Here is a 15,791-nt window from a genome sequence, read left to right as displayed (position 1 = left end):
TTAGAAATCGATCGCTGCATAGAACATCGCAAAAAGCCCGTCCATCAGGATGACGACGAAAATCGCCTTCACCACTGCGGCCGTCACATGCTGGCCGAGCGATTCCGCGCTGCCGCCGACCTTCAGCCCCTCAACTGCGGCGACGATGCCGATCACAAGAGCCATGAACGGCGCCTTGATCATGCCCGAAAGCACCGTCGACAGTGTCACCGCCTCGTGCAGGCGCGACAGGAAGTTGGCGAAGGTGATGCCGGAATAGCCCCAGGCGACAGCGGCAGCCCCGCCCAGCGAAGCGAAATTTGCGAGCACCGTCAAAAGCGGCAGCGCAATGGTCAGAGCCACCAGCCGCGGGAAGATCAGCACGCCGATGGGGTTCAGCCCCATCACCTTCAGCGCGTCGATCTCCTCGCGCATCTTCATCGAGCCTATTTCGGCGGTGATGGCGCTGCCGGAACGGCCGGCGATCATGATCGAAGTCAGAAGCACGCCGATTTCGCGCAGTTGCAGGATGCCGACGAGATCGACGACGAAAACCTCCGCGCCGAAATAACGCAGCTGGAAGGCGCCCTGCTGGGCAATGATCGCCCCAATCAGAAACGACATCAACAGAATGATCGGAACGGCGCGAACGCCCATATGGTCGATCTGGTTGACGATGGAGGCTGGCGAAACGCCGCTGCCGCGGCCGAACTTCATCTGCGCCCCGCGCACCGCCGAGCCGAGGATATACATGGAGGCGGCGAAATTGTCCCAGAGGTCGTAGGTCATCCTGCCGATCGGCGCGAAGATGCGCGCGGCAAGCGAGACCTTCTCCATCTGCTCCGGTTCGGGCTTGGCCGGCTCCTCGGAAAACATCTCCAGCATTTCGTCGATATGCGAATTGGTGCCTTCGAAGCGAACCGTCCGCCCGCCAGCCTCTTCCTGCTTTTTCAGCCGGCACAGCAGCCAGATGCCGGCTGTGTCGATCTCCGAAATATCCGAGAGGTCTACCGTCAGGTCGCCGGTCTTCCTCTGCAGGAGCTTTTCGAAATCGCGCAGCACCAGATGGATGTAGGCGCTGCGCCAATTTCCCTGAAGACGCACACGCTGTCCCGAGCCATCAGCCTGGTCGTCCACTTGCAGTGAGGCGGCGTTGCGATTCTCGGCGTTCAAGATACTTGTGTCTTTCAAGGCTTACAGCGACATCGCCGAATCGCGAAGCAGATCGTTCGTCGCCCGGCGCGTCAATATACAGAAGCACCGTGCAATTTCCATGCTTGCAGGAGAGCAATAATGCCGCGCACCCTCGATATCCAGATGAATTCCTTTCCGATTGCCGGGACCTTCACCATCTCGCGCGGGGCAAAGACCGAAGCCGAGGTCATCACCTGCACGCTTATCGAAGAGGATGCACAGGGGCTCGGCGAATGCGTGCCTTACCGCCGCTACGGCGAGACCATGGAGAGTGTTTTCGCCCAGATCGAGGCGGCGCGACCGCTGATCGAGGCCGGCATCTCGCGCCATGACCTGCTGTCGGCCATGCCGCCGGGTGCGGCCCGCAACGCCGTCGACTGCGCCCTTTGGGACCTCGAGGCGAAGCGGACGGGAGACAGTGTCGCCGTCCGCCTCGGCCTGTCCGCTCCGCAGCCGCTCACCACAGCCTACACCATCTCGCTCGGTGAGCCGGAGGTGATGGCCGCCCAGGCGCGCGAGCATGCCGGCCGCGCCCTGCTGAAGGTCAAGGTCGGCACCGGCGACGATGAAAGCCGCATCCGCGCCGTCCGCGCCGCCGCGCCCGATGCCGAAATCATCCTCGACGCCAACGAGGGCTGGCCGGAAGCGGTGTTGGAGCGTCATCTCCATATCGCCGCGGAAGCAGGCATCGCCCTCGTCGAGCAGCCGCTGCCGGCCGGCCGCGATGGGCTGCTCGCCGAAATCCGCCGCCCTCTCCTCGTCTGCGCCGATGAGAGCGTCCACCACACCGGCGATCTCGCAAGCCTTGCCGACCGCTACGACGCGATCAACATCAAGCTCGACAAGACGGGCGGCCTGACGGAGGCGCTGTCGATGAAGGCCGAGGCCGAACGGCTTGGATTCAGCATCATGTTCGGCTGCATGGTCGGCACTTCGCTTGCCATGGCGCCCGCCGTTCTGCTCGCCCAGAATGCCGATTTCGTCGATCTCGATGGCCCGCTACTACTCGCCCGCGACCGCGAACCCGGCCTGCGCTACGCCGCTTCCTTGGTCTTTCCGCCCGAAACTAGCCTTTGGGGCTGAAGGTAATAGGCAAAGATGACGAGGCCGAGGCCGGCGAAGGCCACCACGGCCATGACGTAATAGCTGACGACGCCGAGCCAGGCATAGAGATAACCCGACGCCAGGGTCATCAGCGCCATTGCCATGCCGACATAGAAGAAATAGGCGCCCTGCGCCGAGGATTCCTGCGTCTCCTGCACCGTCGCCACGATCCGCCGCTGAACGCCGGTATGCACGAAGGCATAGGTGAAGCCGTGGAAACATTGCAGCAGGAAGAAACCGGCAAAGCCCGTATTCATTGGAAACAGGATCCAGCGGCAGACGCTGACGGCGCAGCCGAAGCGGATCAGCGTCCAGGCGTCGAAGCGACGGCTGAGGCGCTTCGACAGGAAGAACACCGTCACTTCCGAAGCGACGCCGGCGCTCCAGAGCAGGCCGACCTCGGTGCCGGAAAAGCCGAGGTGATGCCAGTAGATCGAGGAGAAGGCGTTGAGCACCGCATGGCTCGATTGCTGGACGGCGACGCCGATCAAGAGCAGCAACAGGTGCGGCTCACGCAGGCCGCTGCCGGTGGCGGCCGGAAGATCGATCGGCTGACCCCGCCGCCGCGTCGGCCCGATGCGCGGGCAGAAGATCGCCATGAGCACGGTCATGATAAAGCCGAACATCATGATGGGCAGCACCATCCCCCCGCCCCACTGGTTGATGAGTTCGCCGCCGACCAGCGTCGAAACGATGAAAGCAATCGAGCCCCAGACCCGCATCGATCCGTAGTCAAGCCCCCAGCGACGCACGCCCGATATGACGATCGATTCGACGACCGGCACATAGGGCGCGAAGGTGGCGCCCTGCAGCGTAAACACGATGAAGACAGGCCAGAAAGTCGTCGTCCAGTAGAGTGCTACCGCCGTTAGCAGCGACAAGCCGCCTGACCAGAGCAGCACGTCGGCGCGTTCCTTCGTCCGGTCGGCGATCATGGCGACAACAGGCGCCACCAGCACGCGCACCACCATAGGAACGGCTAGGATGACACCGATTTCGTGGTCGCTGAAGCTATGGCCCGCAAGCCAGACGGGGAAGAACGGCAGCACGATGCCGTTGACGAGCAGCGGCGCGCAATAAGAAAGCGCGCTGAGCAGCCGGAAGCGCGGCGGCGCTCCCTCACCCGTCGGAGAATTTTGAGCGGGAATCATGGGGGGACCTGAAGGAAACTGGTCGTTGTCCTAACACACCACCCTGGAGGCGACTATTGCGAGAAATAGCCGTTCTGAAACGTTTTAGAAAATAAATAGGGCCTGTCGCCTGACGGTAACGGCTAAATTCCTACGGCAAATTTCAAAGGTGCTAAGGCGTCCTCTGCGCGTCTCAAAAGATGCGCGGCGCTGTAAAGCGCGGGCGCCAAAATCAGGCGGCCTGCGGGGCCAGCTCACCCTCGTCATGCATTTCGATGGCTGCAAGCGCCGGCACACTGCTGGCGAGCGACCGCCAGGTGATCAGTTCGAAGGTGCCATCCTCGTGTTCGGCAACCGCCGTGCAGCTTTCCACCCAATCGCCGGTGTTGATGTAGCGGATGCCGTCCATGTCCTGGATCACGGCGTGGTGGATATGTCCGCAGATGACGCCGTCAGCGCCGTTTTTGCGGGCTTCCTCGGCCACGACGCGCTCGAATTCGCCGATGAAATTGACGGCATGCTTGACCTGCAGCTTCGCCCAGGCCGAGAACGACCAGTAGGGCATGCCGAGCCGGCGGCGCACCGCCGCCAGGATGATGTTGATGCGGATTGCCGTGTCATAGGCCCAGTCGCCGAGGTAGGCGAGCAGCCGGGCGTTGCGGACCACGACGTCGAACTCGTCGCCGTGCAGGATCAGGTATTTTTTTCCATCGGCGCCGTCATGCATCATGCGCTCGACGACCTCGATGCCGCCGAAATGCATGCCCGGGAAGGCGCGCAGGAACTCGTCGTGATTGCCGGGAATGTAGACGACGCGCGTGCCCTTGCGCGCCTTGCGCAACAGTTTCTGGACGACGTCGTTGCAGACCTGTGGCCAGTACCAGCTGCGCTTCAGACGCCAGCCGTCGACGATGTCGCCGACGAGCACGATCGTATCGGCCTCGTGGTGGCGCAGGAAATCCAGCAGGAAGTCGGCCTTCGCGGCCTTCGAGCCGAGATGGACATCGGAAATGAAGAGCGTGCGGAAATGTCTGGGTTCCATCATGTCTTTCACGAGCTGCCGCTCATGTCCCATCTTTCATCTAGCCTTCCAAAACCAGACTCGTGTTTCAGGAAGATGACAAGCTGGGGAAAAGCCCTGCAAACCTGTTCATTCAACGCGGACAGAATGCCCATCGCCGCGCGGGCAGTATGCCCGTCACCGCCAGGCCCGCCGACAAGGTTGCCCTGTGCATTCAGGGCGTTCATGATGACGGCGATTCATATCCGACAATGCGGGATGGCTGATGCGTCTCTTTCTCGTTCGCCACGGCGAATCCCTCGGCAACATCAACGAACAGGCCTACCGCCAATTCGGCGATCACAACGTGCCGCTGACGCAGTGGGGCCATCGGCAAGCTCTCGAGGCAGGCGGTGTGATCGCCTCCTACCTGCAAGCATTGCCGAGCGCGGGTTTCGGCAAGCTGCAGATCTGGTATTCGCCCTTTCTCAGGACCCGGCAGAGCAAGGATGCGCTGCTCGAAGCCCTGCCGGAAAGTTTTGTCGGCGATATCAGGGAGGATTATCTGCTGCGCGAGCAGGATTTCGGTCTCTTCACCGAAATCTACGACCACGCCGAACAGAAGCAGAAGTTTCCCGAGGAGTTCGAAAAATGGGCGAGGCTGCGCAGCAACAGCGGCAAGTTCTACGCGCGGCCGCCGGATGGCGAAAGCCGGGCGGATGTGGCCCAGCGGGTGCGCCTGTTCCTGCAGACCGTCATGCACGACGCCGAAAATAGCGACCACAACCTCGTGATCGTCGGTCATGGCGTCACCAACCGGGCGGTCGAAATGAACTTCCTGCACCGCCCTGTCGAGTGGTTCGAGCGCTCCGACAATCCCGGAAACGCCGATATCACGCTGATCGAGGGGACGCGCTCGCAAGGATACGAGTCGATCCTCCTGCATCAGGCGGCCGACCGGCAACCGGGACAGGAAGGCGAACTGCGCGATGCCTATGGCGCCGACGTGACGATCACGCCGAAGCCGACCGCATAATTCCTGAAAGCGGACCGGCGCAAAGGTGTGGCGAGTTGCGCAAGGCAACCCGCCAACTCTTCACCTCAGCTCGGCGACGTTACCGGCGCGGGCTCCTGCCCGGCCGGCGTCTCCTCATTCACTGTCTCCGGCCGCTTCGTCCTCAAGAGACGCAGCACGAAGACGAAGAAGACGGGAACGAAGAAGATCGCCAGCACCGTCGCCGAAATCATGCCGCCAAGCACGCCCGTGCCGATGGCATTCTGGCTCGCCGCACTTGGCCCGGTGGCGATCGCGAGCGGCACCACGCCCAAAGTGAAGGCGAGCGAGGTCATGATGATCGGCCGGAAGCGCAGACGGGCGCCTTCGATCGCGGCATCCATCAGCGATTTGCCCTCGGCATAGCCGTCCTTGGCGAATTCGACGATCAGGATGGCGTTCTTCGCCGACAGCCCGATGATCGCAATCAGGCCGACCTTGAAGTAGATGTCGTTGGACATGTCGCGGCTCATCACCGCGAGCACGCAGCCGATGACGCCGAGCGGCACGACCAGCATCACCGACAAGGGGATGGACCAACTCTCGTAAAGCCCCGACAGCAGCAGGAAGACGAAGAGAATGCTGAGGCCGAACAGGAACGGCGCCTGCGATCCCGATCTCAACTCCTCCAGCGACTGGCCGGTCCATTCGAAGCCGAAGCCGTCGGGAAGTTCCGAGGCCAGCCGCTCCATTTCGATAATCGCCGCCCCCGACGAATATCCCGGCGCCGGAGCGCCGGAGATACGCACGGAAGGGTAGCCGTTATAACCGACGATCTGGGCCGGTCCCTTCTGCCATTCGGCGACGGCGAAGGATGATAGCGGCACCATGCCGCCGCTTGCATTGCGGACATTGAGCTTCATCAGGTCTTCCGCCTGAAGTCTGCTCTTGTCCTGCGCCTGCACGATGACGCGCTGCATGCGGCCCGAATTCGGGAAATCGTTGACATAGCTCGAACCGAGATTGGCGGTGATCGTGCTATTGATGTCGGCGAAGGCGACGCCGAAGGTATTTGCCTTTTCGCGATCGATGACGAGCACGAGCTGGGCCGAGTCAGGCATGCCTTCCGGGCGGATACCTGATATGATGGGATTCTGCGATGCCTTGCCGATCAGCATTCCCGCCGCCTCTGTCAGTGCCGCCTGGCCTTTCGCCCCGCGATCCTGCAGGCGGAAGGTGAAGCCGTTGGTCGTGCCGAACCCTTCGATCGGCGGCGGCGACAGCGCGAAGGAGGTGGCGTCCTTAAGCCCAAACAGCTGCATGTTGGCGCGGTTGGAGATCTCTTGTACCGAATTGCCGGCGCCGCGTTCGGCCCAGTCCTTGAGCGTGACGAACACCAGGGCAGCGTTCGGTCCCTGCCCCGAGAAGCTGAAGCCCTGGATCGCAACGACGTTTGCAACGGCCGGCTCCCTCCTGAAGATCGCCTCGATGCTTTCGAGCGAGGCCACCGTGCGGTTGCGGCTCGCCTCCGGCGGCCCCTGCACGTCGACGATCAGGAAGCCCTGATCCTCATCCGGCACGAAGCTGCTCGGCAGGTTGACGAAGAGGTAGCCAAGGCCGATGAGCAGCGCGACATAGACGGCCATCACCCGCCAGGAGCGCTTGGCCAATCCTTCGACGGTGCGGGCATAACGGCCGGTCAGCCGGTCGAAGTTGCGGTTGAACCAGCCGGCGATGCCCTTCTTCTCGTGATGACCCTTGATCGGCTTCAGGAAAGTGGCGCAAAGCGCCGGGGTCAGCGACAGCGCCAGGAAGGCCGAAAACAGGATGGACACGACCATGGTCAGGCTGAACTGACGGTAGATGATGCCTGTCGAGCCCGGGAAGAACGCCATTGGCACGAAGACGCAGGAGAGAACCAGCGTAATCCCGAGGATCGCGCCGGTGATCTGCCGCATCGCCTTCTTGGTCGCTTCCTTCGGCGACAGCCCTTCCACCGCCATCAGCCGCTCGACGTTTTCCACCACCACGATGGCGTCGTCGACGAGAATGCCGATGGCAAGCACCATCGCAAACATCGTCAGCACGTTGATCGAGAAGCCGGCGGCATACATGACAGCCAGCGTCCCGAGCAGCGCGACGGGCACGACGAGCGTCGGAATGATGGTGTAGCGGAAGCTCTGCAGGAAGATGAGCATGACGACGAAGACGAGCGCGACGGCTTCTGCAAGCGTATGCGCCACCTTCTCGATCGATGCCGAGACGAACGGGCTGGTATCATAGGGAACGGAATATTCGACGCCATCAGGGAAGAAGCGTGACAGCTCCTCCATCTTCGCCGTGACCAGATTGGACGTATTGACGGCATTGCCTGTCGACGACAGCTGGATGGCGATGGCGGCACTCGGCTGCCCGTTCAAGCGCGTGGAAAAGCTGTAGCTCTCGCTGCCCTCTTTGATGCGCGCGACGTCGCGGAGCCTGACGTTCGATCCGTCGGCATTGGCGCGCAGCACGATGTCTCCGAACTCCTTGATGTCGGTCAGTTGCCCCTTGACCAGCACTGTCGCCGTCAGATCCTGCGAGATCGGATTGGGTGCTGCGCCGATCTGGCCCGCCGCCACCTGGGCATTCTGCGCCGAGATTGCCGCGCTGATGTCGGATGCGGTGAGGCTCAGGCCGACCATCTTGTCGGGATCGATCCAGATGCGCATCGCCCGCTGCGAAGCAAACAGCTGCGCGCGGCCGACGCCCTCGAGCCGGCGCAGTTCGCCGATGACGTTTCGGTTGAGATAATCGCCGAGCGCCACCTCGTCGGTCTTCCCGTCCGTCGAGGTCAGCGAGATGAACATCAGGAAGCCTGAGGACGCCTCCTCGACGGTGATGCCCTGATCCTTGACGGATTGCGGCAGCCGCGGTTCGACGCGGCGGATGGCATTCTGAACGTCGACGGAAGCCTGGTCGATATCGGTGCCCGCGGCAAAGGTCGCGGTGATCGTCATTGCACCTGAGGTATCAGAGGTCGACTCAAAATAGGTAAGGTGCTCGACCCCGTTCAGCTCTTCCTCGATCTGGCGAGTGACGCCCTGATAGATGTCCTGCGGCGATGCGCCGGGATAGCTGGTGGTTATGCTGAGCTGCGGCGGAGCGACCTTCGGATATTGCGCGACCGGCAGGAACGGCAGCGCGATCAGGCCGGCTATGGAGATGAAGATCGCAAAGACCCAGGCAAGGATCGGGCGATCGATAAAGAAACGTGCCATCGATCCTACTCCGGCTTCTTGGCGTCACCGGACGCGAGCTGGCCATCCCGCCATTCTTCCGGCGCGACCTTTGCGCCCGGCTGCAGCTTCTGGCTGCCGTCGACAACGAGACGCTCACCTGATGACAGGCCGCTTTCGACCACCCATTCATTGCCGAAGGATTGACCGAGCTCCACGTCACGCGGCTGTGCTACGTCTCCCTCCTGGACGACATAGACCTGAGCCTTGCCGTCGGCCGTGCGGATGACGGCGCGCTGCGGAATGAGGATTGCCTTCTCACGGACGGCCTGTTCGATGCGGACCCTGATGTAAAGCCCCGGCAGCAAATCGCCCTTCGGATTGGGAAATTCGCCGCGAAGGGTGACCTGGCCCGTCGTCGCATCGACGCTGGCACTGCTGAAAAGCAGCTTCCCGGCTTCGCCATAGACCGTGCCGTCCTCGAAGACGAGCTTGATGTCGGCCTTGCCTGGTTCGGTCGATGTGAGGCTGCCGTTCTCGACCGCCCGCTTCAGCGCCAGCAGGTCTCCGGAAGATTGCGTGAAGTCGGCATAGACGGGGTCGATCTGCTGGATCATCGCCAGCGCGTCGCCGGCGTCGGCCGTCACCAGCGCGCCTTCCGTCACCAGCGCGCCGCCGATGATGCCTGATATCGGCGCACGGACTTCGGTATAGCCGAGATTGATTTTCGCTTCGTCGAGGGCGGCCTGCGCCAGCGCGACATCGGCATCGGCCTGGGCAAGGGCGACGGCTGCCGCATCGTATTCGATACCGCTGGCAACATCGCGGTCCCGCAGCGACTTCTGCCGGTCCAGTTGCTGGCGAGCATTCAGCTGCGTCGCCTTGGCGCGATCGAGGCTTGCCTCCGCACTTGCCACCCGGACGCGGAACAGCGCCGGATCGATCCGGTAGAGCACATCGCCTTGATGAACGAGGCTGCCCTGCTCGAAGATCCGCTGCTGCAAGATGCCGGAAACCCTGGCCCGCACTTCGGAAACGCGCGTTGCGGCAATGCGGCCGGGCAGTTCGCTGACCACAGGAACGGGGCGGCTGCTAAGCGTCAGGACACTGACGGCGGCAGGCGGCATCGCCCCGCCTTCCTGAGCGGAAGCCGGCAGGCCTGCACTGAGAAGCAGCGCCAAGGTCAGCGCGTAACGCAATGATTTCGTATGAAGAAGCATGGTCATCAGCCTTCCAGGTGGCCCCAATGTCGTCCAAAAAATAACAGCCCGCCGACATGACGTTCGGCGGGCCTCTGAGCCGACAGATAGTCGATATTTTTCCGCTTTGCAAGATACCTACCGGTTGGTATGATAGCCTTATCACGTTCAGCGTGCCCATGGAACCGCGATCCCGGGAGTGATACTGATCGTCACGAAGCTCATCTCGAACACGAGTCATGCATTGGTAGATAGCCCCCGCAACAGAAAGAAACAGCCGGATGTCGTGCGGCAGGCTCTTCTCGATTGCGCCACCAAGCTGGCGCTCGAGCATGGTCTGGCCGCCGTCAGCCTGCAGGCTGTCGCCAGCGCAGCCGGCGTGACCAAGGGAGGTCTGTTTCACCACTTCCCCAATAAGCAGGCGCTTATAGAGGCCGTGTTCGACGGCATGATGGAAAACCTCGACCGCGAAATCGACCAGGAGCTGGAAAAGGATAAGGGCGGCCGCGGCACATTCACCCGCGCCTATGTCCGCACCCTGTTTGCCGACCGCGCCCTCAACAACAGCCCATGGTCGGCGCAAACCATGACCGTGCTTGCCGACCCCTACTCCAAGAGCCTCTGGCACAGATGGATGAATGACCGGCTTGTCAGGCACGCCGAAACCGACGCCGGAATGCGGCTCGAGATCGTTCGCCTGGCAGCAGACGGAGCATGGCTTGCCCATGTTCTGAGACCGGACGACCATGCCGGCTCCGACGACGCGGTTCTGCTGAAGGAATTGATCCAACTCACCGAGGGCTGACAAGCAATCGGCGCCTCATCCCGTGCCCGGGTATATCACCCGAGCACGGGATCGTCGGGGCTAGGCAGCGCGTACTGCCGCCGTCGGTTTAACATTCTGGTTCATCCGGAACAGATTGTTCGGATCGTAGCGCCGCTTGATCTCGGCAAGGCGAGCGTAGTTGGCGCCGTAGGCGGTCTCGACGCGATCGCCTTCGTCTTCGGGCATGAAGTTGATGTAGGCGGTGCCGACAGAATGCGGCTTGGTAGCCTCGAAGAGCTCCCGCGCCCAGCCGATGCAGCTTCCGTCCATCCCGGCCTCCCGCCAGCGCGCATGCACATTCATGACGAAATGCGAGCTGCGTTGCGGAAATGCGGTGGCCTCGATGGGCACACGCCCGGCAGCACCGCCGACATGGCCGATGAAGATCTCGCATTCCGGTCCGGGCAGCTTGCGCACGGCCTTGAGCAGCACATCGATCGCCGCATCCGAGAGCGAGGCGAAATCCTGGCTCTTCCAGTAATTGCGTGCACCGGGCGTGAGCAGCGGGTCGAATGCCTGCTGCCAGCCGGTAAACGGCACCGGGCCAACGACGTCGGCAATCGGATTTCCGATGGTGCGCAATCTGGCCGCCGCCTTTTCGCCCGCAGCGATGTCTCCGCAATAGCACATGGCGAGCACGACGATCTCCTTGCCGTGCCATTCGGCCGGAAGGAACGGCAGCGGCGGCGCCTGGCGCATCACCACCCAGCAGGTCAGCTCATCGGGTGCCGCGTCCAGCGCCTGCCGATATTCCCTCAGCACCTTCTCCGCATCGGCGAAGGGATGCACGACCAGCCCGGCGAGCACCTCCGGATTGAGCGGGTTGAGTTTAAATTCAAAGGATGTGACGACACCGAAATTGCCGCCGCCGCCGCGCAACGCCCAGAAGAGGTCCGGCTTTTCCGTCTCGCTCGCCTTGACAAACTCACCATCGGCCGTCACCACGTCCACTGAAAGCAGATTATCGAGCGTCAGCCCGAATTTGCGTGTGAGCCAGCCGAAGCCGCCGCCGAGCGTCAGTCCGGCGATGCCGGTGGTGGAATTGATGCCGGTCGGCAGCACCAGCCCGAAGGCCAGCGTTTCCTTGTCGACATCGGCAAGCGTGGAGCCCGGCTCGATCCTGGCGCGCCGCGTTTGCGGATCGACTCGCACCGATTTCATCGCCGACAGGTCGATGACCACACCACCCTCGCAGACGGCATTGCCGGCAATGCCGTGCCCGCCGCCGCGCACTGAAACGAGCAGATTGTTGTCGCGGGCAAACCGCACCGCCCGCACGACATCGGCGGCACCGGCACAGCGCGCAATAAGCCCGGGCCGGCGGTCGATCATCGCATTCCAGATCGTCCGCGCCTCGTTGTAATCCATATCCTTGCTGGTCAGGAGACTGCCGCGAAATCCGGCGGCAAAGGCATCGATGGCCACGTCATTGACCATCGTCTGACCCCTTTGCAGGGTCGTCAGGTTCAAATTGTCCATGATTTCCTCCATGCGACCGGCGCCCCGCACCGTCGCGGCGGCATCCTGCGCCCGTTGAGGTCGTCGGACAAGTTTACCCAAAAGGATTAGCTGGCCGCGGCGGCTCTGGCGTTTGGACAAAAAGATCGAGAGAATGGCGGCAGCCAGGCATCAAGACCGAATTGGTCATGCCGTAGGTTACCCCGCTGCCTTGCCGGGCATCTCCCACAAAAGGGAGATCCAAATGTGCGGGCTGGCTTCCCAAACAATGAGAGGCGTGACGATCTTGCGGAATTAGGTAGCAGATACCATCGACCGCTGGCCGCGCTCGGCGACTGCTTCGCGCCAGAAGCGGACCAGCGCTTGAACAAGTAGATTTGGCCCTAATACATCAGTTTTGACTCATTTCGGTGCCCGAGTCATTGCCCAGAGCGTGGGCGCCCCCGCAAACGGATGCCCCTCCACGTCGATTACGAAGCCAAGCCGACGATAGAAGTCGTGGGTTCGCGGAAAGGGTGTTTCCAAATAGCATGGCGCGCGCGACCGGTCGGCGTTCTCCAATACCGGGGCAAGCAGGCGAGATCCAATGCCGCTATCTTGCATCTCAGGCTCAACACCGATGAAGAAAAGATACCAATGCGGCTCGGAGGGGTGCCCGGATTCGAGCCCAGCGAAGCCTTCGAATAGGGCGACCGCAGCTTTTGGGTCGATCGCACGTACCCGGTTTTCAGTCAGCGTTTGGCGCCTGAGGTCCCTGGCGGTCGACTGTCCAGCGTCTGGTGGCCGCCAGACCGCCGCCGCCACAATCTTCTCATCCATCATGGCCGCATAGACGTGCCCAAACCTGATGTGCGTGCGCACCACATCGTTAAAGAAGGCTCGGAACACCTCGGCGCGCCGGTTGGCATCAGGAAAGTAATACGAGAAGATCGGGTCGGGCATGAATGCCCGCGTCAGCAGGGCAACTGCCTCTTTCACTCTGGTGAGTGGCAGCCGACCAATGACCAGTTTCACAACGTCGCCCCTGCTTGACCGCTGGCTCTCAAAACTCGGCGAAAGAGATTGTATTGACGCAGTTAGAAGGAGTCAATTCGGCCGAACTTCCGTTTGGGGCCATGAACTGCCGTTGGTGGCATTTGCTGCCAATACCGCGATTGCACCGCCAAACAGGAACCGAAGATCCAATCTCTTGCCGATCCCGCCGTGCGGGGAGATGTCTGCAGGGCAGAAGGGGGTGGCCCCACAGCACGCCGCCCCGCCCTTTCACGAAAACTTTCCCCACTCCGCATTTCCATACTGTCCCCGTTATCCGATTGATGTATGGAGAAAGTTCAAAAAAGACGTGCACGGAGGCGGCAGTGGATCATCTGGAAAAATCCAAGACGGAAAAGAACCTGACGAGCGGCGATCTCGACGAACAGGCGCTTTTCTTCCACCGCTACCCCCGCCCCGGCAAGCTTGAGATCCAGGCGACAAAGCCGCTCGGCAACCAGCGCGACCTGGCGCTGGCCTATTCGCCCGGCGTTGCCGCCCCTTGTCTTGCCATCCGCGACAATCCCGAAATGGCGGCAGAATATACCTCGCGCGCCAATCTCGTCGCCGTCATCTCCAACGGCACCGCCGTGCTCGGCCTCGGCAATATCGGCCCTCTCGCCTCCAAGCCGGTCATGGAGGGCAAGGCCGTGCTCTTCAAGAAATTCGCCGGCATCGACGTCTTCGATATCGAGATCGACGCGGCAGCCGTGGACCAGATGGTCTCGACCATCGCTTCGCTGGAGCCGACCTTCGGCGGCATCAACCTCGAAGACATCAAGGCGCCGGAATGTTTCGACGTCGAGCGGCGCCTGCGCGAAAAGATGAAGATCCCCGTCTTCCACGACGACCAGCACGGCACGGCGATCATCGTCGCCGCCGCGATCCTGAACGGGCTGGAGCTCGCCGGCAAGAACATCGCCGACATCAAGATCGTCGCGTCCGGAGCCGGTGCTGCCGCCCTAGCCTGCCTCAACCTGCTTGTCATTCTCGGGGCAAAACGCGAAAACATCTGGGTCCACGATCTCGAAGGCCTCGTCTATGAGGGCCGCATCGAGCTGATGGACGAGTGGAAATCCATCTACGCCCAGAAGAGCGAGACGCGCACGCTCGCCGAAAATATCGGTGGCGCCGACGTCTTCCTCGGCCTTTCCGCCGCCGGCGTGCTGAAGCCGGAGCTGCTGGCGCAGATGGCCGACAAGCCGCTGATCATGGCGCTCGCCAATCCGACGCCGGAGATCATGCCGGATCTCGCCCGTGCCGCCCGCCCCGACGCGATGATCTGCACCGGCCGCTCGGATTTCGCCAACCAGGTCAACAACGTCCTCTGCTTCCCCTATATCTTCCGTGGGGCGCTCGATTGCGGCGCCGAGACGATCAACGAGGAAATGAAGATGGCGGCCGTGCGCGCCATCGCTGCCCTTGCCCGCGAAGAACCGTCCGACGTCGCCGCGCGTGCCTATTCCGGTGAGACTCCGGTCTTCGGCCCTGACTATCTCATCCCCTCGCCCTTCGATCCGCGCCTGATCCTGCGCATCGCACCTGCAGTCGCTAAGGCTGCCGAACAGAGCGGCGTGGCGCGTCGCCCGATCCAGGATTTCGACGCCTATCTCGACCAGCTGAACCGCTTCGTCTTCCGCTCCGGCTTCGTCATGAAGCCGATCTTCACAGCAGCCAAGGCCGCAGAGCGCAAGCGCGTCATCTTCTCCGAAGGCGAGGACGAGCGCGTGCTGCGCGCTGCTCAGGTGCTGCTCGAAGAAGGCCTTGCCGAACCGATCCTGATCGGCCGCCCGCAAGTCATCGAGACGCGCCTGAAGCGCTACGGCCTGCGCATCCGGCCGCTGCAGGATTTCGAAGTCATCAATCCGGAAGACGATCCGCGTTTCCGCGAATATGTCGATCTTTATTTCTCCCTCGTCGGCCGGCGCGGCGTCATCCCGGAAGCGGCCCGCACGATCGTGCGCACCAATACCACCGTCATCGGCGCGCTGGCGCTGAGGCGCGGCGAGGCCGATGCGCTGATCTGCGGCCTCGAAGGCCGCTACGAGAAGCATCTGCGCGACGTCCGCCAGATCATCGGCAAGCGCAAGGATGTTCGGGATTTCTCAGCCCTCAGCCTGATGATCTCACAGCGCGGCGCCACTTTCTTCACCGACACCTACGTCACCTTCAATCCGAACGCCGAGGAGGTCGCCGAGGCGACGGTGCTGGCGGCCGAGGAAATTCGCCGTTTCGGCATTACCCCGCGCGCCGCCCTGGTCTCGCATTCCAATTTCGGCTCGCGTGAATCCGAAAGCGCCACGAAGATGCGCAACGCCCTGCAGCTCGTGCGCGAAGCCGCGCCCGAGCTCGAGGTCGACGGCGAGATGCATGGCGAAAGCGCCATCACCGAAGCGCTGCGCAAGCGCGTCATGCCGGACACGACGCTGCACGATGAGGCGAACCTCCTGGTCTTCCCGAACCTCGATGCCGCCAACATCACCCTCGGTGTGGTGAAGTCGATGACCGACGGCCTGCATGTCGGACCGATCCTGCTCGGCACGGCGCTACCCGCCCATATCCTCGCCCCCTCGGTCACTTCCCGCGGCGTCGTCAATATGGCGGCACTCGCCGTCGTCGAGGCATCGCAACCGGCATGAGCCGGTTCAGGCCGACAA

General features: G+C 62.4%; 12 protein-coding genes. 4 read left to right on the top strand and 8 right to left on the bottom strand.

All coding sequences use genetic code 11. The annotated features are described in order from the left end of the window. Complete coding sequence (locus G9X64_RS26965) at positions 1–1,170, bottom strand: ABC transporter permease (protein WP_171377713.1); 1,170 nt, start codon at positions 1,168–1,170, stop codon at positions 1–3. A gap of 102 nt (positions 1,171–1,272) precedes the next feature. On the opposite strand from G9X64_RS26965, the gene dgcA reads away from it, so the two are divergent. Continuing rightward, complete coding sequence (dgcA, locus tag G9X64_RS26960) at positions 1,273–2,256, top strand: N-acetyl-D-Glu racemase DgcA (protein ID WP_171377712.1); 984 nt, start codon at positions 1,273–1,275, stop codon at positions 2,254–2,256. Here the strand turns inward: dgcA and G9X64_RS26955 are convergent. The 3 genes from G9X64_RS26955 to G9X64_RS26945 all read right to left on the bottom strand — a co-directional run bounded on the left by G9X64_RS26955 (position 2,208) and on the right by G9X64_RS26945 (position 4,655). Then, complete coding sequence (locus G9X64_RS26955) at positions 2,208–3,428, bottom strand: MFS transporter (protein ID WP_171377711.1); 1,221 nt, start codon at positions 3,426–3,428, stop codon at positions 2,208–2,210. The two genes, dgcA and G9X64_RS26955, sit on opposite strands and share 49 nt — an antisense overlap. A gap of 211 nt (positions 3,429–3,639) precedes the next feature. Continuing rightward, positions 3,640–4,482 (bottom strand): UDP-2,3-diacylglucosamine diphosphatase, encoded by an 843-nt coding sequence (locus tag G9X64_RS26950; RefSeq protein WP_168311198.1) that lies wholly within the window; start codon positions 4,480–4,482, stop codon positions 3,640–3,642. Continuing rightward, positions 4,458–4,655 (bottom strand): hypothetical protein, encoded by a 198-nt coding sequence (locus G9X64_RS26945; protein ID WP_168311197.1) that lies wholly within the window; start codon positions 4,653–4,655, stop codon positions 4,458–4,460. The genes G9X64_RS26950 and G9X64_RS26945 overlap by 25 nt, the downstream gene beginning before the upstream one ends. A gap of 38 nt (positions 4,656–4,693) precedes the next feature. Here G9X64_RS26945 and G9X64_RS26940 point away from each other — a divergent pair, with 38 nt between their 5' ends. After that, on the top strand, positions 4,694–5,443 hold the full coding sequence (locus tag G9X64_RS26940) for a histidine phosphatase family protein (protein WP_168311196.1): 750 nt from the start codon (positions 4,694–4,696) through the stop codon (positions 5,441–5,443). A gap of 65 nt (positions 5,444–5,508) precedes the next feature. Here G9X64_RS26940 and G9X64_RS26935 read toward each other — a convergent pair whose 3' ends face one another. Further along, positions 5,509–8,661, bottom strand: coding sequence for a multidrug efflux RND transporter permease subunit (locus G9X64_RS26935; protein ID WP_171377710.1), 3,153 nt, complete (start codon positions 8,659–8,661; stop codon positions 5,509–5,511). A 5-nt stretch (positions 8,662–8,666) separates the two neighbouring features. Continuing rightward, entirely contained in the window at positions 8,667–9,845 is a 1,179-nt protein-coding gene (locus G9X64_RS26930; RefSeq protein WP_171377709.1) for an efflux RND transporter periplasmic adaptor subunit, read from the bottom strand. Positions 9,846–10,062: 217 nt separating this feature from the next. Here G9X64_RS26930 and G9X64_RS26925 point away from each other — a divergent pair, with 217 nt between their 5' ends. Beyond that, on the top strand, positions 10,063–10,623 hold the full coding sequence (locus G9X64_RS26925) for a TetR/AcrR family transcriptional regulator (protein ID WP_168317082.1): 561 nt from the start codon (positions 10,063–10,065) through the stop codon (positions 10,621–10,623). Between the two features lie 60 nt (positions 10,624–10,683). Here the strand turns inward: G9X64_RS26925 and G9X64_RS26920 are convergent, their stop codons facing one another. Together G9X64_RS26920 and G9X64_RS26915 are read right to left on the bottom strand one after the other, a co-directional pair. Continuing rightward, positions 10,684–12,123 carry an FAD-binding oxidoreductase gene (locus G9X64_RS26920; protein WP_171377708.1) on the bottom strand — a complete coding sequence of 480 codons (1,440 nt, stop codon included), beginning with the start codon at positions 12,121–12,123 and terminating at the stop codon, positions 10,684–10,686. A 381-nt stretch (positions 12,124–12,504) separates the two neighbouring features. Continuing rightward, a complete protein-coding gene (locus tag G9X64_RS26915; RefSeq protein ID WP_168311192.1) occupies positions 12,505–13,116 on the bottom strand; it encodes a GNAT family N-acetyltransferase in 612 nt (203 codons plus the stop codon). Between the two features lie 344 nt (positions 13,117–13,460). Here G9X64_RS26915 and G9X64_RS26910 point away from each other — a divergent pair, with 344 nt between their 5' ends. Continuing rightward, a complete protein-coding gene (locus G9X64_RS26910) occupies positions 13,461–15,773 on the top strand; it encodes an NADP-dependent malic enzyme (RefSeq protein WP_171377707.1) in 2,313 nt (770 codons plus the stop codon). Positions 15,774–15,791 lie beyond the last annotated feature (18 nt).

The organism is Rhizobium sophorae (assembly GCF_013087515.1).
In the GTDB taxonomy this organism is placed as follows: Bacteria; Pseudomonadota; Alphaproteobacteria; order Rhizobiales; family Rhizobiaceae; genus Rhizobium; species Rhizobium sophorae.
The sequence above is the reverse complement of the archived record's forward strand: the minus strand, read 5'-3'. Positions and strand labels throughout refer to the sequence as shown.

Excerpts from the sequence above, each read along its gene's own strand:
- G9X64_RS26940 (WP_168311196.1), top strand. The coding sequence starts at position 4,694 with ATGCGTCTCTTTCTCGTTCGCCACGGCGAATCCCTCGGCAACATCAAC.
- dgcA (WP_171377712.1), top strand. The coding sequence starts at position 1,273 with ATGCCGCGCACCCTCGATATCCAGATGAATTCCTTTCCGATTGCCGGG.
- G9X64_RS26930 (WP_171377709.1), bottom strand. The coding sequence starts at position 9,845 with ATGACCATGCTTCTTCATACGAAATCATTGCGTTACGCGCTGACCTTG.
- G9X64_RS26935 (WP_171377710.1), bottom strand. The coding sequence starts at position 8,661 with ATGGCACGTTTCTTTATCGATCGCCCGATCCTTGCCTGGGTCTTTGCG.
- G9X64_RS26945 (WP_168311197.1), bottom strand. The coding sequence starts at position 4,655 with ATGAACGCCCTGAATGCACAGGGCAACCTTGTCGGCGGGCCTGGCGGT.
- G9X64_RS26920 (WP_171377708.1), bottom strand. The coding sequence starts at position 12,123 with ATGGACAATTTGAACCTGACGACCCTGCAAAGGGGTCAGACGATGGTC.
- G9X64_RS26950 (WP_168311198.1), bottom strand. The coding sequence starts at position 4,482 with ATGGGACATGAGCGGCAGCTCGTGAAAGACATGATGGAACCCAGACAT.
- G9X64_RS26955 (WP_171377711.1), bottom strand. The coding sequence starts at position 3,428 with ATGATTCCCGCTCAAAATTCTCCGACGGGTGAGGGAGCGCCGCCGCGC.